The 19,578-nt window shown below is 63.5% G+C and carries 16 protein-coding genes and 1 tRNA gene; 14 read left to right on the top strand and 3 right to left on the bottom strand.

The features are described 5' to 3' along the window. Window positions 1-58: 58 nt before the first annotated feature. The 7 genes from B9N93_RS00545 (at window position 59) to B9N93_RS00515 (ending at window position 10,219) form a co-directional block, all read left to right on the top strand. Window positions 59-3,238, top strand: coding sequence for a cation-translocating P-type ATPase (locus B9N93_RS00545; protein WP_085209899.1), 3,180 nt, complete (start codon window positions 59-61; stop codon window positions 3,236-3,238). 21 nt (window positions 3,239-3,259) lie between these two features. Beyond that, complete coding sequence (gene metK / locus B9N93_RS00540) at window positions 3,260-4,447, top strand: methionine adenosyltransferase (protein WP_085209897.1); 1,188 nt, start codon at window positions 3,260-3,262, stop codon at window positions 4,445-4,447. 163 nt (window positions 4,448-4,610) lie between these two features. Continuing rightward, window positions 4,611-5,327, top strand: a complete 717-nt coding sequence (locus tag B9N93_RS00535) for a response regulator transcription factor (protein ID WP_254899310.1) — start codon at window positions 4,611-4,613, stop codon at window positions 5,325-5,327. Window positions 5,328-5,343: 16 nt separating this feature from the next. Further along, a complete protein-coding gene (locus tag B9N93_RS00530; RefSeq protein ID WP_085209893.1) occupies window positions 5,344-6,624 on the top strand; it encodes a hypothetical protein in 1,281 nt (426 codons plus the stop codon). Then, window positions 6,621-7,271: a methylamine utilization protein gene (locus B9N93_RS00525; protein WP_085209891.1), complete on the top strand. Its 651-nt coding sequence runs from the start codon at window positions 6,621-6,623 to the stop codon at window positions 7,269-7,271. The genes B9N93_RS00530 and B9N93_RS00525 overlap by 4 nt, the downstream gene beginning before the upstream one ends. Next, complete coding sequence (locus B9N93_RS00520; protein ID WP_085209889.1) at window positions 7,261-9,000, top strand: ATP-binding protein; 1,740 nt, start codon at window positions 7,261-7,263, stop codon at window positions 8,998-9,000. The genes B9N93_RS00525 and B9N93_RS00520 overlap by 11 nt, the downstream gene beginning before the upstream one ends. Before the next feature lie 121 nt (window positions 9,001-9,121). After that, entirely contained in the window at window positions 9,122-10,219 is a 1,098-nt protein-coding gene (locus B9N93_RS00515) for a lactonase family protein (RefSeq protein WP_085209887.1), read from the top strand. A 95-nt stretch (window positions 10,220-10,314) separates the two neighbouring features. Here B9N93_RS00515 and B9N93_RS00510 read toward each other — a convergent pair whose 3' ends face one another. Continuing rightward, window positions 10,315-10,884 (bottom strand): HD domain-containing protein, encoded by a 570-nt coding sequence (locus tag B9N93_RS00510; RefSeq protein ID WP_085209885.1) that lies wholly within the window; start codon window positions 10,882-10,884, stop codon window positions 10,315-10,317. A 250-nt stretch (window positions 10,885-11,134) separates the two neighbouring features. Here B9N93_RS00510 and B9N93_RS00505 point away from each other — a divergent pair, with 250 nt between their 5' ends. Further along, window positions 11,135-12,001, top strand: a complete 867-nt coding sequence (locus tag B9N93_RS00505) for an aldo/keto reductase (RefSeq protein WP_085209883.1) — start codon at window positions 11,135-11,137, stop codon at window positions 11,999-12,001. A gap of 121 nt (window positions 12,002-12,122) precedes the next feature. Then, window positions 12,123-13,283, top strand: a complete 1,161-nt coding sequence (locus B9N93_RS00500) for an alkaline phosphatase family protein (protein WP_085209881.1) — start codon at window positions 12,123-12,125, stop codon at window positions 13,281-13,283. 29 nt (window positions 13,284-13,312) lie between these two features. Here B9N93_RS00500 and B9N93_RS00495 read toward each other — a convergent pair whose 3' ends face one another. Further along, entirely contained in the window at window positions 13,313-14,155 is an 843-nt protein-coding gene (locus B9N93_RS00495) for an MlaA family lipoprotein (protein ID WP_085209879.1), read from the bottom strand. A 153-nt stretch (window positions 14,156-14,308) separates the two neighbouring features. On the opposite strand from B9N93_RS00495, the gene rnt reads away from it, so the two are divergent. Further along, entirely contained in the window at window positions 14,309-14,974 is a 666-nt protein-coding gene (rnt, locus tag B9N93_RS00490; protein ID WP_085209878.1) for a ribonuclease T, read from the top strand. Here rnt and grxD read toward each other — a convergent pair. Beyond that, a complete protein-coding gene (grxD, locus tag B9N93_RS00485) occupies window positions 14,966-15,301 on the bottom strand; it encodes a Grx4 family monothiol glutaredoxin (protein WP_085209876.1) in 336 nt (111 codons plus the stop codon). The two genes, rnt and grxD, sit on opposite strands and share 9 nt — an antisense overlap. A 224-nt stretch (window positions 15,302-15,525) precedes the next feature. On the opposite strand from grxD, the gene B9N93_RS00480 reads away from it, so the two are divergent. From B9N93_RS00480 to B9N93_RS00465, 4 genes are all read left to right on the top strand, one after another. Further along, the gene (locus B9N93_RS00480; protein WP_085209875.1) at window positions 15,526-16,542 is read left to right on the top strand and encodes an isocitrate/isopropylmalate dehydrogenase family protein; all 1,017 of its coding nucleotides are present in this window, start codon (window positions 15,526-15,528) and stop codon (window positions 16,540-16,542) included. Between the two features lie 52 nt (window positions 16,543-16,594). After that, window positions 16,595-16,670, top strand: a tRNA-Glu gene (locus B9N93_RS00475). Window positions 16,671-17,503: 833 nt separating this feature from the next. After that, window positions 17,504-17,809, top strand: a complete 306-nt coding sequence (locus tag B9N93_RS25235) for a hypothetical protein (RefSeq protein ID WP_125468780.1) — start codon at window positions 17,504-17,506, stop codon at window positions 17,807-17,809. A gap of 239 nt (window positions 17,810-18,048) precedes the next feature. Then, window positions 18,049-19,569 (top strand): undecaprenyl-phosphate glucose phosphotransferase, encoded by a 1,521-nt coding sequence (locus tag B9N93_RS00465; RefSeq protein WP_176225072.1) that lies wholly within the window; start codon window positions 18,049-18,051, stop codon window positions 19,567-19,569. Window positions 19,570-19,578 lie beyond the last annotated feature (9 nt).

Genomic DNA, 19,578 nt, shown 5'->3' with positions numbered 1-19,578 from the left:
CGCTTTGGAAAACCCCGGCGGATCGGTTCCGCCCTTTCGAGCTTCCATAGAGCCACCGATGAACGATTCCCTCAATCCCAGCCGTGTTCCCGCCCAGGCCACAGCCCCGGTCGATGCGGTGCTGGTCACTTTGGTCCACTACGGGGCGCATGGACGGATGCGCGTCAAGGTCAAGGGGCTTTATCGCTCCGAGGCGATGCGCCATGCCCTGGAAGGGCTGGTGGCGACCCACGCCATTTTCGTTGCCATCCAGGCCAATCCGGTCACGGGCAGCGCGGTGGTGCATTTCCAGCCCGGACTCGCCCTGGCCGGGTTGGTGGAGGAACTGGAAGCCTGCGTCCGCGAGCATTGGCGTGGCGGCGCGATCCGGCCCGCCGCCAGTGCCCAGGCCGAGCGGGCGGCTCCGGCGGAACCTGCGGCCCGTACCCAGCGTCCCGCCGCCGGACAGCGCCCAGGATTCAGCCTCCGCTTGCCCCGCTTACGGCGCGGCCCGGCCCAGCCGTCCCAGGCCCAGCGCCCGGTGGTGGATTGGGCCAAGACCCAAGCCCCGCCCTGCCAGACTTGGCACGCGGCGGAAGGCGGGGTGGTGCTGGACGCCTTGGAAACCCACCGCGAAGGTTTGCAAGACACCCACGCCCTGGTGCGCCTGGACCGCTACGGTCCCAACGTCCTCAGCGAACAGAAACCGCGCTCGGCTTGGTCGATGATCTCGGGCCAATTGCTGAATCCTCCGGTGGCTTTGCTGGGACTGTCGGCGGCGGTGTCGGTGGCGACCGGCGGCGTGGCCGATGCCCTGGTGATTTTGGGCGTGGTGTTGATCAACGCCGCCATCGGTTATTCCACCGAAAGCGCGGCGGAAAAAATCATCGGCAGCCTGGGCACCATGACCCCGACCCACGCCAAGGTGGTCCGTGGCGGTCAGCGCCGGGAGATCGTGGTCGAGGAGGTGGTGCCCGGCGATATCCTGGTGCTGGAACCCGGCACCTACATCCCCGCCGATGCCCGTTTGCTGTCCAGCAACCGCCTGACCGTGGACGAATCGGCCCTGACCGGCGAAAGCCTGCCGGTGGGCAAGCATCACGGCTTGGTGGTGGCCGAGGATACGCCCCTGGCCGACCGCAAGAACATGGTGCATCGCGGCACCGTGGTCACGGGTGGCAGCGGTTTGGCGGTGGCGGTTTCGACCGGGCGGCATACCGAAATCGGCGTGATCCAATCCCTGGTTGGCGAGGTCAAGACCCCGGATACCCCGCTGCAACGCCAATTGGACCAGATGGGCACCCAACTCGCGGTGCTGTCGGGGGCGATTTGCGCGGGGATGTTCGGGTTGGGGCTGGTGCGCGGCTTCGGGGTGCTACAAATGCTCAAGTCCTCGATTTCGCTGGCGGTGGCGGCGGTGCCGGAAGGCTTGCCCGCCGTGGCGACCACCACCTTGGCGCTCGGCATCCGCCAGATGCGCGAGAAAAAGGTACTGGTGCGGCAATTGCCCGCCGTGGAAGGATTGGGCTCGATTCAAACCTTGTGCCTCGACAAAACCGGCACCTTGACCGAGAACCGGATGCGGGCGGTGGGCGTGGAATTGTTCGAGCATTCGGTGACGTTCGGGACCGACGGTTTCCTCGCCAACGACGAGCCCATCGCGCCCTTGGAACGCGCCGACCTCAAGCGTTTGCTGGACATGGTGACGTTGTGCAGCGAGGTCAAATTCATCGACCGGGGCGATAGCCTGGGCCTCGATGGCTCGCCCACCGAGTCGGCCTTGATCGAAATCGCCCTGGCGGCGGGGGCCGATGTCCGGGCCATCCGCGAGGCGTATCCGCTGGTCAAGACCCTGCATCGCGCCGAGGACCGGCCCTATATGGTCACGGTCCACACCGATGCCGGGGCCGGACACCTCATCGCCGTGAAGGGCAGCCCCGCCGATGTGCTGGAACTCTGCTCGCATCGCTGTTTGCCCGACGGCACCTCTATCGAACTCGACGATGAGCAGCGCTCCACCATCCTGCATTGCAACGAACGGCTGGCCGGACAGGCGCTGCGGGTGTTGGGCGTGGCCTACGGCCATTCCGTCGATACCTCGACCGCCGCCGTGACCCAAAACCTGATCTGGCTCGGCCTCGGCAGTATGGAAGACACCATCCGCCCCGGCATGGCCGAACTGATGGCGCAATTCCATTCGGCCGGCATCGATACCGTGATGATTACCGGCGACCAAAGCACCACGGCTTTTTCCGTGGGCAAGCGCCTGGGACTCAGCGGCGACAAGCCGCTGGAAATCGTCGATTCGGCCAGCCTGGAAAAGCTGGAGCCGGAACTTTTGTCCGGCATCGTCAACGACACCACGGTGTTCGCCCGCGTCAGCCCGGCGCACAAGCTCAGAATCGTGCAATCCCTGCAAAAGGCCGGGCGGGTGGTGGCGATGACCGGCGACGGCATCAACGACGGCCCGGCCCTCAAGGCCGCCGATGTCGGCGTGGCCCTGGGCGAACGCGGCACCGAGGTCGCCCGTTCGGTGGCCGACGTGGTGCTGGAGGACGATAACCTCCACACCATGATTACCGCCGTGGAGCAGGGCCGCACCATCTACGCCAATATCCGCAAAAGCCTCAGGTTCCTGTTGTCCAGCAACCTGGGCGAAATCGAGATGATGCTGATTGGCACCGCCATCGGCGCGGGTGAGGTGCTGAACCCGATCCAATTACTGTGGATCAATCTCGTCACCGATATCCTGCCCGGTTTGGCGCTGGCGCTGGAACCGCCGGAACAGGACGTCCTCAAGCAACCGCCGCGCGACCCGGCGGAACCCATCATCCGCAAAGACGACGCCCTGCGCCTGGTGCGCGAGTCCTTGGCCTTGACCGGGGGCGCGATGAGCGTCTATGCCTACAGCCTGATGCGCTATGGTGGCCTCACCGCCAATGCCGGCACCAATGCCTTTATGACCGTGACCCTGGCGCAATTGCTCCACGCCATCAGTTGCCGTTCGGAAAAGACCGGCGTGTTCCATCCGGGCGAGCGGCCCAAGAACCGCTATCTGACCTATGCTGTCGGCGGGTCGATCCTGTTGCAGATCGCGGCGGCGTATATTCCGCCGCTACGCGCCCTGTTGCGGCTCGCGCCCATCGGCCCGGTCGATTGGCTCGCCATCGGGGCCGGGGCGACCTTGCCCTTCGTGGTCAACGAGGGCATCAAGCGGCTCCAGCACCCGCCGGAACCCGCGTCGGATTTTGGGAAATAACAACGAGATTGAGGTGCTGCGATGAGAAAGAGCTTCCTGTTCACTTCGGAATCGGTCGCCGAGGGCCATCCCGACCGCGTTTGCGATACCATCGCCGATGCCATCGTCGATAGGTTCTTGCAACAAGACCCCTATTCCCATGTCGTCACCGAATGCGCCCTGTCCAAGGGGCTGGTGTTCGTCGCGGCGCGGTTCGCCTCCAAGGCCACGGTGGATATCCCGGAATTGGCGCGGCAGGTGGTGGGCGAGGTCGGCTACCGCAAGGAAGGTTTCAACGCCTCGGAATGTACCGTGGTCACCAGCCTCACCGCCCAACCCCTGGAACAGCGTTACGCTTGGGACGAGCGGCAATTGAGCGACAAGGAACTCGACCGCATCGAGGTCCGCAACCAAACCACCCAGTTCGGTTTCGCCTGCAACCAGACCCCGGAATTCATGCCCTTCCCCATCGCCATGGCCAACCGGCTGGCGCGGCAACTGCGCACGGCGCGGGAATCCAAAGCCATTCCCTATCTCTCGCCCGATTGCACCACCCAGGTCGGCGTGGAATTCGTGGAGGGCGTGCCCCAGCGCATCCACAGCGTCACCTTGATCGTGGGCCAGCAAGGCAAGGTCCAGGTCGAACCGGCCAACCTCAGGAACGACTTGCTCAAGCATGTGGTGATGCCGGTGTTCGCGGGCGTCGCCCTCAAGCCGGACGAGGCCACGGATTTGTTCGTCAATCCGCGCGGCGGCTTCGCCAAGAGCGGCCCGGTGGCCCATTCCGGCATGACCGGGCGCAAGACCGCCAGCGACACCTACGGCGGCTACGCCCGCCACGCGGGCTCGGCGCTCTCGGGCAAAGACCCCTGCCGCATGGACCGGGTGGGGGCTTACGCCGCGCGCTACGCGGCCAAGAACGTGGTGGCGGCGGGCTTGGCGGAGGAATGCGAGGTGCAACTGAGCTATACCATCGGCCAAGCCCGGCCCGTGAGCATCGAGGTCCGCACCTTCGGCACCGGCACCGTTTCCGAGGATTTGATCGAGAGCCGTCTGGCCGAGTGCATCGATTTCCGGCTCGGGGCCATCATCCGCGATTTCGACCTGCGCCATTTACCCTCCAAGCACAAGGGCGGCTTCTACGCCCGCTTGCCGGTGAATGGGCATTTCGGGGCTTCGTTCACCGAACTGCCGTGGGAAAAGCTGGACAAGGCGCAGCACTTGCGCTGATTCCCTGGCCGCTCCGTGCGAATCATCCGGCCCGCGCCGCGGGCCGCCGCCCTCCGTCCCGCTTGAAATCCTCCGTCCTTTCCCGCCATCATCCCGCCGCGCTCCCAACGGGGGCCGCTTCCGCGCACGACCATCCGTCAACGCAAGGCCGGGGAGATATCCAGTGGCGAACACCGACAAGCACATCCTGGTGGTGGAGGACGATCCCGAGGTCGCCGCCTTGCTGGAACGCGGCCTCCGCGAAGAGGGCTATGTCGTGCGCCGGGTCCAGGACGGCGTAGCCGGAATGGCGGCGCTGGAATCCGCCCTCACCGATCTTTTGATCCTGGATATCAACCTGCCCGGCGTGGATGGCCTCGAAATCTGCCGCCGGGTCCGTGCCCAACCGGGCTATCTCCCCATCATCATCGTCAGTGGCAAGAGCGCCGAGAGCCAGCGCATCCTCGGGCTGGAACTGGGCGCGGACGACTACCTGGCCAAGCCGTTCTCGGTGTTGGAATTGGTGGCGCGGGTGCGGGCGCTGTTCCGTAGGGTCGAGGCGCTGGCCCAAGCGCCCCAGGGCGCGGCGTTGCGGGGCGGACGTTTCGTCCTCGATCCCGTGGCCCGCGAAGCCAAGCTGGACGGCGCGGTGTTGAGCCTCACCGCCCGCGAATTCGATCTGCTGCATTTCTTCATGCGCCATCCGGGCCGGGTGTTCAGCCGCTTGGAATTGCTCGACCAGGTCTGGGGCTATGGCCACGACGGCTACGAACACACGGTCAATTCCCATATCAACCGCCTGCGCGGCAAGGTCGAAGCCGATCCGGCCCATCCGGCGCATATCCTCACCGTGTGGGGCGTGGGCTATAAGTTCGCGCCGGACGGCGGGTCGGCGGCATGACGGGCCGGAATCCCGGATGAATCGGCCCGGCCCGGCCCGGCGGCGCATCGGCCTGGGCGTGGGCAGCGCCTTGCTATCGCTCGCGCCAGCCTGTGCCGGGGCCGACGAAGCCGGGTTTCCCGCGATGGAATGGCATGGTTTCGCCGATCTGCGCTATTTGCATGTCGAATCCGACCCCACCTGGCTGGACCGGGCGTTGGGCAAATTCCGCTATGGCGATGGGGGTTCCACCGATCTGGTCCGTGCCAACGAAGCCGCCTTGACGGCGCGGATGCGGTTGGGCTGGGATTGGACCGCCACGGCCACGCTCAAGGCGGCGGATCGCCAAACCCATCCCCTCGACGCCACCGAAGCGTTTTTGCACTGGCGACCGGCCAGCATGGAATCCCTGCGCTACAGCGCCCGGCTGGGCGCGTTCTTCCCGCCGGTCTCGCTGGAAAACACCGGTACCGGCTGGACCAGTCCCTATACCCTGACTTCCTCGGCCATCAATACCTGGGTCGGCGAGGAACTGCGCGTGTTCGGCGGCGAGGCGCAATGGGCCCTCCGGCTTGGGAATGGCGACCAACTCGGCCTGTTCGGGGCCGGTTTCGGCAACAACGACACGGCGGGTGCCTTGCTGGCTTGGCGCGGTTTCAGCCTGCACGATTACGAAGCCACTTTCGGCGACCGCCTGCCCCTGCCCACCCGGTCCGGGGTGATCCAAAGCATTTTCCCCAAGCAGGCCGGTTCCACCCAACCTTTCGTCGAGGTCGATGGCCGTCCCGGCTATTACCTCGGCCTGAGCCTGGAACGGCCCGGCCTCGCCAAATTCCGGGCGTTGTATTACGACAACCGCGCCCGCACCTCGGTGGTCGAGAATGGGCAATATGGCTGGCATACCCGTTTCGCCAGCCTGGGATTTAAATCGGAACTGCCCTGGGCGCTGGAACTGATCGGACAGGGTTTGTTCGGGCGGACCCAGATGGGTGCGCCGATGGGCGGGGTGTTTCCGGTCGATGCCGACTTCCATGCTTATTCGGTCCTGCTCAGCAAGGCCAGCGGCGGGCACCGCCTGAGCCTGCGGCATGATCGTTTTTCCGCGGGCGGCGACGATTTGTTCCCACAGGACGATAACCGGGAATCGGGGCGGGCTTGGACGGTGAACTACAACTACAGCTTCGATTTCCATGTGCAGCACCAGTTGAACCTGGAATTCGTGTGGATCGACAGCAACCGCCCGGCCCGCGAACTGTGGGGCGAGGCGGCGCGGCAGCGGGAAAATCTGTGGCTGTTGTCCTATCGGGTGTTCTTTTGAGACGGTTGGCGGCGCTGGTCCTATGGGCCGGATGGCTGTCGGCGCGGGCGGCGGTCCTCTCCGGGGAAGTGCGCGACGAGGCGGGACAACCCTTGGCGGAGGCGGTGATCCTGGCCCGCCCGGCCCGGCCCGCGCCGCCCCGTCCACCGGCCACAATGGTCATCGACCAGCGCGACCGTGAGTTCATCCCCCATGTGTTGGCGATCCAGCGGGGCGATACGGTCGATTTCCCCAATAGCGACCGCATCCAGCACCATGTCTATTCCTTTTCCCCCGGCAACGCCTTCGAGATCAAACTGTATAAGGGTCGGCCCGAGCAGCCGGTCCGTTTCGGCCAGGCCGGCGTGGCGGTGTTGGGCTGCAATATCCATGATTGGATGCTGGGCTATGTCTATGTCGCCGACACGCCTTATTTCGCGGTCAGCGACGCCGAGGGGCGCTGGTCGCTGTCGGTACCCGCCGGGGAATACCGGCTGGCCGTTTGGCAGCCCGACGCCGAGCGCGACGGCGAACTGCCCGGCCCCGCCATGATGGCGACGGAAGATACGCCGATGGGCTGGAACCCGGTGATTCCGCTCAAACGCCTGCACCGCAACGGCAAGCCGCCCGTCCATCCGCAACAGGAAGCCTACCCCGGTGAACCTTAGTTTCCAGGCCCGGCTGGCGCTGTTTTTTTCCGCGCTGCTGGTGGCGGCGCAGGCGTTCATCCTGTTCGCGGTTTACGGTTTATCCAGGGCCAATGTCATGGAGCGGCTGGGCCAGGAATTGGCCTACGACGAGCGCATCCTCCACGCCTTCCTGACGGAGCGGGGCGAGGGCATCGCCAGCGAGGCGCGTATCCTGGTCGCCGATTTCGGTTTCCGCGCCGCCGCCAGTGCCGCCGACCCCGAAACCGTCCGCTCCGCCCTGGATAACCTGAACGACCGCATCCGCGGCCATCGCGCCTTGTTCGTCGGCCTGGACGGCCAGGTCGTCGCCGATACCGCCGCCCAGGGCCGGGGCGCGGCCTTCGCCTATCCGGCGGCGCTGGTCCGGGCGGAAGAGCAGGGCAGGGCGACCCTGTTCGGTTTTCTGGACGGTGTTTTCCATGCCTGGGCGGTGGTGCCGGTGCGGGCGCCGGTCACTATCGGCTGGGTGGCGATAGGCTTGCATATCGATCAAGCCTATCTCGGGCGGTTCCTCGATCTGGCCCCGCCCGGTCTGGCGCTCAGCCTGATCGAGCCCGCCGCTCCGCATGGCTATGTACTGGCGAGTTCCTTGCCTGCCAGGGCGCGGGGCGAATTGGCCCTGTGGCTGGGCGGGCCGGGCGGCGGCGAAGGTTCCTGGCCGCGGCGGGCCGAATTAGCGGGTCAATCCTATCTTGTGGCGGTGCGGCCCTTGACCGGGGCCGACCGGCCCGTCCTCGCCGTGCTGCAACTCGACCTGGGCAGCGCCATGGAACCCTATACGATGCTGTTCTATCTGGTCCTGGGTTTGTCGCTGTTCGGGCTGGGGGCGGCGTTGCTGGGCGGCTATGCCTTGGCCCGGCAACTCGCCCGTCCGGTGCGCGATCTCGCCAGCGCCGGCGAAGGACTGATGGAAGGCAAGCTGGACGCGGCCTTGCCGGAGGGGCGCGGCGACGAACTCGGACGGCTGGCGGAAACTTTCCGCCGCGCCGGGCGCATGGCGCTGGAAATGGGCGAACTCAAGCACAAGGACCGCGTGCGCCGGGAGTTGGTCGCCCATGTCTCGCACGATCTGCGCTCGCCCCTGACCGCGCTGCGCGGCTATCTCGAAGCCATGAGCGCCCAAGCCGCCCCCTTGACACCGGAAGAACGCGAGCGCTATCTGGCGGTCGCCGTGCGCCACAGCGAGCAACTGGGCAAGTTGGCGCAGGAGTTGTTCGAGTTGGCCCGGCTGGAATGCGACGAGTCCAGTTTCCAGCCGGAGGCGTTCCCGCTGGCGGAATTGCTCCAGGACGTGGCGCAGAAATTCGAGTTGAGCGCCCGCCAGCGCGGTGTGGAATTGCGGGCCGGGGCCGGACCGGAATTGCCCTGGGTGCGGGCCGATCTGGCCTTGGTCGAGCGGGTGTTGACCAATCTGCTCGATAACGCCCTGCGCCATACGCCACCCGGCGGGCGGGTGTGGGTGGAGGCCGAGCCGGGGGAGGGCCGGATCGAGGTCGCGGTGTCCGATACCGGCGTCGGCATCGCGCCGGAACACCTGCCGCGCTTGTTCGCTTGGGATTCGCCCTTGAGCCGCCGCGGGGGCGGGATCGCCGGGGGCTTGGGCCTGATTTTGGTGGGCAGGATCGTGGCCTTGCACGGCGGGACGATCCGGGCCGAAAGCGTGCCGGGGCGGGGTTCGGTGTTCCGTTTCGACCTGCCCAGGGCTTGAGCCCGTATTGTCACGGCGATTTGAAGCCCGCGTGAGGATTCCGTGATGTTTGGAATCGCATAATTCCGCCACCCGAACGCAAGGGTTCGGATCAATCCTCACTTTCCATGGAGTTCTCGATATGCGTGCTATGAAACTTGCGCTGCGTTCCGTCTGGCTGGGTTTGGCGGTCGCCTCCACCGTCCAGGCCGGTGGCGTCTACACCGCGACCAACGACGCCGCGGGCAATGCGGTGATGGCGTATCACCGCGCCAAAAATGGCGATTTGTCGCCCATCCAGGTTTATCCTACCGGCGGGCTGGGCACCAGCGCCGGGTTGGGCAACCAGGGTGGCCTCGCCATCGCCCAGAACGCCCGCTGGCTGTATGTGGTCAACGCGGGTAGCCACGACATCACCGCCTTCGCGATTGGTGGTTCCCAAGGCGGTTTGCGGTCGATCCAGCGCATCGCCTCGGGCGGGAACAAGCCCATCAGTCTCACCGTGTTCGGCGATCTCCTGTACGTGCTGAACGCCGATAGCGACAGTGTCAGCGGTTTCCGCATCGGCGATAACGGCAAGCTGTCCCCCTTGCCCGGTCCGGCCCACACCCTCAGCGGCACGGGTGTCGGGGCCGCCCAGGTCCATTTCAGCACCGATGGCCGGACCTTGGTGGTGACCGAGAAGGCCACCAACCACATCGTTAGCTTCGATGTGGACGGCCTGGGCGGGCTGGGACCGGCGATGATCACGGATTCCCCGGCGCCGACGCCGTTCGGCTTCGCCTTCGGACGGCGCAACCAGTTGTTCGTGACCCAGGCCAACGGCGGCAGCGCCGGGGCCAGCAGCCTGGCGGTGTTCACCGCCCAACCCGGCGGCAAATTGTCGCCCGTCGGCAACCCGGTGGCGACCCGGCAAACCGCCGCCTGCTGGGTGGCGGTCACGCTGGATGGCCGTTTCGCCTACACCGCCAACACCCCGAACGATACCGTGAGCGGGTTCCGGCTGAGCGAGAATGGCAAGCCGGACTTGCTCGATCCCAGCGGGGTCGCGGCCAGCTTCGCGGCGGGTTCCAAGCCCGTCGATCTGGTCCTGAGCGACGACAACCAATACCTGTATTCGCTGAACAGCGGCGCGGGGTCGATTGGCCTGTTCCATATCGAAACCGACGGGGCGCTGGCGCCGATGAGCGGCGGGGCATCCGGGTTGCCCGCGACCATCAATGGCTTGGCGGCGTTTTAGGGCATTTTCACGTTGTTTGTAAGGTGGGCGCGTATTCCGTGCCCAAGGCGGGCGGGTTCCCAAACAGAGCTTGGGAACCCGCCCGCCAGCGATTCCTAGGCATCCCGCGGCCGCTTGGCGTACTCCGCGTCGAAGGCCGCTTCCAAAGCCGGGTTGATCCCGCGCAAGCCATCCACCACCGCCTTGGCCCAATCGAAATAATCCTGCTTGCGCGACAGCCGCCAACCCGCCGGGGGACGGTGGCTGAGGTCGCGCAGGTTGGCGATCTTGTCGGCGATCTTGACCAGCTTGGCCCGCTCCGACGCCTTGGGCGCGTGCTGGACCTGTAGCCGCTTGCGTTCCGCCGCCGGCAGCGTGGTGTCGTCCGACACTTCCAGCACCACGCTGGTCACTTCCCTCCCGAACTCGGCTTCCAGTTCTTCCCAAGTGGTCGCGGTATCCTCGATGGTGTCGTGCAGCAGGGCCGCGAACAGCACCACCGCATCCCCGACCCCGCCTTCGTTGGCGAGGATGTTGGCGACGGTGAGCGGGTGGTTGATATAGGGCGAGGCTTCGGCGTCCTTGCGGCGCTGGTTCTTATGGCGCTCGGCGGCGAACAGGGCCACGCGGAGCAGGTCGGCGGCGCTGTTGGGTAGCGGGGATTCGGCGGGGGGATGGGGGTCCATGGCGCGGGTTCCGGTCGGCTGGATAAGGAGTGGTTTGCTGGGTAATTTAACATCCAGGGCGGTCCGGCGGGGTGCTTTTTAGGCGGGCGGGGCTTGGGGATCGGGGTGGAGCCGGTTTGGGGCGCGAGGCTGTTCTGGCAAGGTTTGCGATTCCCGAGGCCGGGATTCTTGATCTGGCTCAAACAATGCTATGATCCGACGCTTCAAGAAATTCACCGTTTATCGATTCTCGCATTCGGAGGGAAAAGCCATGTACAGGGAAATCAACGGAACCGGCTGGCGCGTACCCCCCATCGGCCTGGGCGCGATGCCCTTGTCGATCCAGGGCAGGCCGGACCCCGGCCAGGCGTTCGAGGTGATCCGCACCTTCCTGGACGCGGGCGGCGGCTTGATCGACACCGCCAATGTGTACTGCCTGGACGATGCCGATATCGGCCATAACGAGCGCTTGATCGCCCAGGCGCTGGACCATTTCGGGCAGCGCGGCCTCGCCTTGGTCGCCACCAAGGGCGGACTCAGGCGGCCCCAAGGCGATTGGGTGGTGGATGGCGATCCCGCCTTCCTGCGCCGCTCCTGCGAGCAAAGCCTGCAAGCCCTGGGCGTGGAGCGTATCGCGCTCTACCAACTGCACGCGGTCGATACCCGGCTCGGCTTGCTGCCCTCCCTGGAAGCCCTGGTCCGGCTCAAAGAGGAAGGCAAGATCGAGCATATCGGCCTGTCCAATGTCGACCGCGACCTGCTGGAACAGGCGTTGGCCCATACGCCCATCGTCTCGGTGCAGAACCGCTGCAATCCCTTCGAGCAGCATGATTTCACCTCGGGCTTGGTGGATTTTTGCCGGGAACGCCAGATCGCCTATCTGCCGCACAGCCCGGTGGGCGGCCATCGCGGCCATCAGCGCCTGGGGCAAAACGCCTTGTTCGGCCAGCTCGCCGAAAAATACGGGGCGACCCGCTATCAAATCGCCCTGGCCTGGTTCCTGGCCAAGGGCGAACACATCCTGCCGATCCCCGGCGCGAGCAAGCCCGCCAGTATCGCCGACAGCCTGCGCGCCCCGGCCCTCCGTCTGGATGCCGCCGACGTGTCCGCCATCGACCGGCTGCGGGAGGCGGTTTGAGGAACGCCGCTCCGGGATCGCGTTGGGCTTCCCGTCCGAGCCGGGCGCGCGCCCTATCGATCCCGGCACCGATTCGACCACGCGCCCGGAAGGCGTAAGACAACAACAACGGGGAAACACCATGGTATTGCCGGACTACGCGGGCGGAAGCATCGTCAACCTGATGGCGAGCTTGATCCAGGGCTTGGGCGGGGAAGCTACGGGCTATGCGCCCTTGTCGATCCTAAGTCCCCAGGAAGTCGCCGACTACCGGCAGGTGGTGCTGCTGGTGGTCGATGGCCTGGGCTGCGATTTCCTGGCCCGCCGTGCCCGGCGTAACCGGCTCGGCGGCCTGGTGCGCGGCTCCCTGACCTCGGTGTTCCCTTCCACCACCGCCGCCGCCATCACCACCTTCCTGACCGGGGTCGCCCCGCAACAACATGGGCTGACCGGCTGGCATATGTATTTCCGGGAACTGGGCGCGGTCATCGCGGTGCTGCCCGGTACGCCGCGCTATGGCGGTGTGGCGCTGTCCCAGGCGGGGGTGGACGCCAACAAGCTGTTCGACCACTTGCCCGTGTTCGACCGGGTGCCGGTGCCGGGCTATGTGGCCGTGCCGCGCCGGATCATCCATTCCGATTTCAATTTGGCGCACCGGGGCAAGGCCGAACTGCGGCCCTACGACGGGCAGGAGGATTTCTTCCTGACCCTGGCCCATACCCTCCGCAAGACCCCGGACCGCAAGTTCGTCTACGCCTATTGGCCGGAGCTGGACCGGATTTCCCACGAGGCGGGCACGCTCAGCGCCGAGGCCGATTGGCATTTCGCCGCGTTCGAGGAAGGTTTCCTCAGGTTCCTGGACTATATCAAGGGCACTGGCACCCTAGTCCTGGTCACGGCGGACCATGGTTTCATCGATGTGCCCGAGGACCGGCGCATCCGCCTCGACGACCATCCCGCCCTGGCCGCTTGCCTGGCGCTGCCTTTGTGCGGGGAACAGCGGGTGGCGTATTGCTATGTGAAGCCGGAGCGCTGCGGCGATTTCGAGGCTTATGTCCGCGCCGAACTGGGCCATTGCGCGGACTGGCTGCCTAGCGCCGAATTGATCGGGCGGGGCTTTTTCGGGTTGGGGACGCCGCATCCCGCCCTCTTGGACCGGATCGGTGATTACACCCTGGTGATGAAGGAGGACTATGTCATCAAGGATTGGCTGCCGGGCGAACACCGCCACGAGCATATCGGGATGCACGGCGGTGTCAGCGCGGCGGAGATGCGGGTGCCTTTGATCGTGGCGGCGGCGTAGGGGCGGGCTGCGAACCCGCCCCGGCGGGGTCATTTGCCGGCGGTTTCGGCGGGTTGCTGTTCCGTCGGCAGGGGGGCGGCCACCGGGGGCGGTGGGGTGGAACCGCCCGAATCCAGTCCTTCCAGTTCCAAATCCATTTCCTTTTCCAAATCCTCGTCCACCGGCGGGTTGCCATCGTAGATCAGGTATTTGCGTTGCTGGAAATAGGCGTTGCGCATGAATTCGTAGCGATCCACCGAGGCCTCGTCCATGATCTTGGTGGCGCTCAGCAAATCCGCCCGCATGTCCACGGTCTTGACGATGCCCGAACCCCAAGGAATGGCGACCGGATTGATCCAGTTGATCGGGTTCGACATGGTGTCCCCGGCCACGCCGACCACGCCGCGCGGGGTGCTGGGACCGATGAAGGGCAGCACCAGGTACGGTCCCGAGGGGACGCCCCAGGTGCCCAGGGTCTGGTCCAAATCCTCGTTGTGCTTGGGCATCGAGAGGTGTTTGGCGACATCGACGAAGCCCCCCAGCCCCAAGGTGGTATTGACCACCAGGCGCCCGACATCCTGGCCGGTTTGCAATAGCTTGAATTGCAACAGGTCGTTGCCGATGACCGCCACGTCGTCCACATTGCTGAAGAAGTTGGTGACGCCTTGATCGACTATCGAAGGGGTGATGTATTGGTAGCCACGGGCCACCGGCTTCATCATGTAGTCGTCGAGCTTGTCGTTGAAACTTTGGACTTCCCGGTTCCAGCCCTCCCAAGGGTCGCGGGGATCGCTCTGGGGGGGGGTTCCGGTATTGGCGCAACCGGCGAGGCTGGCGGCTAGCGCGAACCCGAGGCTACGCCGGGCGCGGCTTGGATGGCGACTTATTTTCATTGTGTGGTAAGCCCTTGCTCGGAAATCTGGCGGAAGTCTACCGGCTTGGCCGTTGGGCGGAAGCTTCGGCGCGGCGTTAAGCTTTAAACCCAGGTAGATACACAAATATAATGAGCTTGCCCAGCCGAGTCGAGGAAAAATCGCACTTTTCTAATGCACAATCCAGCGCATCCCGTTTTCGCCCGCCGTTTCCGCGGCTTCCTGCCGGTGGTCGTCGATATCGAGACTTCCGGGTTCAATCCCACCAAAAACGCCGTCTTGGAAATCGCGGCGGTCATCATGGAGATGGACGGCCAGGGCCGCCTGCATCTTGCGGAGACCCACGCCAGCCATGTCAAGCCGTTCCCCGGTGCCAAGCTGGAACCCTCGGCGCTGAGCTTCAACAAGATCGATCCCTTCCATCCGTTCCGCTTCGCGCTGGACGAGAAGGAGGCTTTGGACAAGCTGTTCCACCCGATCCGGGCGGCGGTGAAGCGGAACGCCTGTACCCGCGCCGTCCTGGTCGGGCACAATCCGGCGTTCGATCTCGGGTTCTTGAACGCCGCCGTGGAACGCGCCGGGATCAAACGCAATCCCTTCCATCCCTTCAGCACCTTCGACACGGCGACCCTGAGCGGCTTGGTCTACGGCCAGACCGTGCTGGCCAAGGCGGCGCAGGCGGCGGGCCTGGCATGGGACGGCGAGCAAGCCCATTCCGCCATCTACGACGCCGAGCAGACCGCCCGGCTGTTCTGCGGCATCGTCAACCGCTGGGCGGACTTGGTGGAAACCGAAGGCCGGTTCCATGGGCCTGGGGCCGAACCCGAACCCTCAGCTTGAGGCTTCCGGGTTGGCGCTGCCGGTCGTGGCCAGATGCTGCTGCAACTCTCCCTTCTGGAACATATCCAGCATGATGTCGCTGCCGCCGATCAATTCGCCCTTGATATAAAGCTGGGGGAAGGTCGGCCAATTCGAGTAGGCTTTCAGCCCTTCCCGGATTTCCGGGTCTTCGAAGATGTTGACAAAGGCGTAGTCGGTGCCGCACTGCTCCAGGATTTGCACGGCCCGGCCCGAGAAACCGCATTGCGGGAAGTTGGGCGTGCCCTTCATGTACAGGATGACGGGGTTTTCGGCGAGTTGGGCTTTGATGCGGTCGTTGATGTCCATGCTTGGCTCCGTGGGCGGGTGATTTCCGAGTCAATCTATCAGATATTGGCATGGGGCGGAAAGCGCACCACCCCGGTGCGGAACCGTCGCCGATGGGGCATGCCATCCCGCCGTTCCCGGCGGCGGTCCGTTCCCCGCCACCCTGCTTTAAGTCCGCCGGGGTCCTGGTGGATAATCCCGGCTAAACAAACGCCCAACCATCCCGTAACCGTAGGAGTCCCTTCATGCATTCCATCACCCTCATCCCCGGCGACGGCATCGGCCCTTCCATCGTCGATGCGGCGATCAAGGTCATCGCAGCCGCCGGCGTCGAAATCGCCTGGGATCGGCAACTGGCCGGCATGGCGGCGGTCGAGAAGCACGCCAACCCGCTGCCCGACGCCACCCTGGAATCGATCCGCAACAACCGCCTGTGCTTCAAGGGACCGCTCACGACCCCGGTGGGTGGGGGCTACCGCAGCGTCAACGTCACCCTACGCCAAGCCTTCAACCTGTACGCCAACGTCCGCCCGGTGATCTCCTTCGAGGGCACCGACACGATGTACGACAACGTCAATCTGGTGACGATCCGCGAGAATACCGAAGGGCTGTACGCCGGGATCGAGCATTTCATCAAGGTGGACGCGGAGAAGATCGCCGCCGAGAGCATCGCGGTCATCACCAAGGTCGGTTCCGAGCGCATCATCCGCTATGCCTTCGAGTACGCCCGCAAGGCCCAGCGCAAAAAAGTCACCCTGGTCCACAAGGCCAACATCCTCAAATGCACGTCCGGCCTGTTCCTGGAGATCGGCCGGGAAATCGCCAAGGAATACCCGGACATCGAGTTCGACGACAAGATCGTCGATGCCACCTGTATGCACATGGTGATGAAACCGCAGAGCTTCGACGTGATCGTCACCACCAACCTGTTCGGCGATATCCTGTCGGACTTGGCGGCGGGCCTGATCGGCGGCTTGGGGCTGACCGCCGGGGCCAATATCGGCACCGACGCGGCGCTGTTCGAAGCGGTGCATGGCAGCGCTCCCGACATCGCCGACAAGGGCATTGCCAACCCGACCGCCATGATCCTGGCCGGGGCCATGATGATGGAGCATATCGGCGAGCTGGCCGCGGCCCGCCGGATTGAGCAGGCCGTGCGCGAGGTGATCCGCGAAGGGAAATACGTCACCCCCGACCTCAATCCCGAATCCACCTGCGGCACCGCCCAGATGGCCGAGGCCATCTGCGCCAAGATCGGCTAAATCAGCCTTGCCCTCGGGGACGCATGGCGCTATGCTTTGCGCCCTCGTTACTGTCCCCATCGTCTAGAGGCCCAGGACACCGCCCTCTCACGGCGGCGACGGGGGTTCGAATCCCCCTGGGGACGCCAGCCTAAAACAAAAAAGCCCGGCTTGATGCCGGGCTTTTTTGTGCGCGTAAGATCAAAGCGGCGCTGTCGTTCGTGCTACTGGAACCTGGCCTTGTATGGCTGGCACTGTGCTAGCCATACCTTCGACTCGCTGTGGCGGTTCTACAAAGTCCACCACAGCGGCCCGACCATGGCCACGGCCTTCCGCCTGCATATCGTGGAAATACTGCTGATTGGCGCTGTTCATCGTGGTGACGGGGGTGTATGCCACCTGGCGACAATAGGGATAGGGCACACCACGGCTACCCGGTGGGAATGCAGTATTTACCAGAGGGGGTTCTTATAAACAGCCCGATTCCCTATCTACGCCGCGTAACTAAGGAAAGCTACGTACACCCAGCTGGGCAAGATTTACGTATCCTAAACTGGCTGATATTGCTTGTGTGACGATCTGTAGGCAGACGTGAAAATGGAGAACCTAAGGATCGTAAGTCGATCCATAAGGTTCCAGGCCAATACGGAATCGTCCAAGTGATGGTGACAAGGATGGTGTTTTTTCATTCCAGCATGGAAGGTATACGGCGATGAAGGAATTATATTTTATCGCTTTGAGTGCTGCACTGTGGTCCGGCCTTTTATCCTGCACAGCGGGAGCGGCCATTAATTCGGTCACGGTCAAGGATATCAACCGCAACGTATTGCAATCCAGTGTTTCTATCAACGATTCGTTTACCATCAGCACCCCGCTGGATCATGGTAATTTCGTGGAATTCCAAGACAATATCGCAGGGGGCGGCGGTTTCACTAAGGATATTGTTTTTTTTCTGTCCGATTCGGCGTTCGGATGCGGGTTTTTGACCAGCTTTCAAACCGTGGCCGGATTGGATTTGAACCTGACGGGCAGTTCCGCCCTCAAGCCTTTCAAACCTGTCCGCCATGCTTATACCTTCGCCGGGCTTACCAGCGGTATCACCTATACGCTGGTCGCCAGCGGTAACGCCATCGACCCGCACACCGGCTTCGCGGGATCATTCCAGGTGTTGGCGGTCTCCGAACCCGAAGAATGGGCCATGATGGTGGTGGGCGTCAGCTTGATCGCCTTCCAAATCCGCCGCAAGCATAAGGCTTTGGGGCAAGGACAAGGAACCATTTCCGGTTAGCTGGATTTTGCATATCTGTGTCCGCGAAACTGTTTTGGAATCCAAGAGGTTTGTCTTGGCCGTGCATGGCCCCGAAAGCAAGTTTTGGGCGCCAAAGACCCCCCTGAAAACGGCTTTGCGCTGACATCTATCGATACTCGTTCCCAAACCCGGTTTGGGAATCCGTAATCAATATGCGTGGCCTGTATCTTGGGAAATAGGCTGCACTGCGTGGCGGATAAACAAGGATGTTGTATCAGATGAAAAAATCAGGGACGCTCTTGCGGAATACCCGCCCGCCGCGTTGGCTCAAAGGCAATCATGGCGCATATACGGAAACCCAGGCCGAACTCGAATGCCTGCCCTCGGCCCGACTGACCAAAGCCCCTTCCCATGGGGCCACCTCGCTGGATTTGCCCGGCGTGATCTTGATTAAATGGCTACTATGCCCGGTGGTGGTTAGCTTGGGCTTGGCCTTGGTCGCTCTAGGCTATGGACATGCGCTGGACCAACCCTATGTGATTCTCGGAGTCCTGGGGTTTCTGGTATCGGCCCAAGTGTTCGACGAAATCAACTTATACCGCGACCGTGCCCGGTTTCCTTACTTCGAGGCGATCAATTCTATTCTGTGGAATTGGTGCGTGGTGTTCGGGGTTTTACTTTTGGTGGGCTATGCCACTAAAACTGCGGGCATGTTTTCCCATGGAATCATTTTCACCTGGTTCGTGATGGTGCCCGTCGCATTGCTGGGTTCGCAACTTTTGGCGCGTAACGCCCTGCGCTCGGTGGCGAACCGCACCAAAGCCCGCAAAGCCGTGATTATCGCCGCCAACCCATTGGGCTTGGCGCTGCATAAGAAAGTCACCGAGGATGCTTATCTAGGTATCCGGGTCGTGGGTTTTTTCGACGACCGCCAAGCTTGGCGCTTGCCCGAAAATATGGAAGACCGGTTATTGGGCCGGGTGGCGGAAACCGCTGATTATGTCCGCAAACATGGGATCGATTTGATCTATATCGCCCTGCCCATGTCTTTACAGCCACGGGTACAGCAGTTACTAGAATCTTTGCGCGATACCACGGCTTCGGTGTTCTTCGTGCCAGATATTTTTATCTTCGATTTGATCCAGGCGCGGTTTTCACAGGTCAATGGAATGCCTGTCGTGGCGATTTGCGATACTCCTTTTTATGGCCTACGTGGACTCATTAAACGGGGTTTCGATATCGTTGGCTCCTTGGCGATTTTGCTGGTGATTTCGCCGGTTTTGCTCTTGGTCGCGCTGGGGGTGAAATTGGATTCACCAGGGCCGGTTTTATTCCGCCAGCGGCGCTATGGCTTGGACGGGGAAGAGGTCATTGTTTACAAATTCCGTTCGATGACCGTGACCGAGGATGGCGCCGCGAATTATACCCAGGTCACGCAGAATGATAACCGGGTAACGGTGTTCGGGAAGTTCATCCGTAAAACCTCACTGGACGAGTTGCCGCAGTTCATCAATGTCTTACAGGGCCGTATGAGTTTGGTGGGACCGAGGCCACACGCCATCGCGGTGAACGAGCAATACCGCAAGCAAATCCTGGGTTATATGATCCGCCATAAAGTCAAGCCGGGAATTACTGGCTGGGCGCAGGTCAATGGATTCCGCGGCGGTGACGACTTGGAACATATGCGCGGGCGCATCGAATGCGATTTGGAATATCTCAGGAATTGGTCTTTGGGCCTGGATTGCTGGATTATCCTAAAGACTGTGAAGGTCTTGTTCGGGGATAAACATGCTTATTAAAGCGGAATT

This window comes from Methylomagnum ishizawai, assembly GCF_900155475.1.
GTDB lineage: Bacteria > Pseudomonadota > Gammaproteobacteria > Methylococcales > Methylococcaceae > Methylomagnum > Methylomagnum ishizawai_A.
The sequence above is the reverse complement of the archived record's forward strand: the minus strand, read 5'-3'. Positions and strand labels throughout refer to the sequence as shown.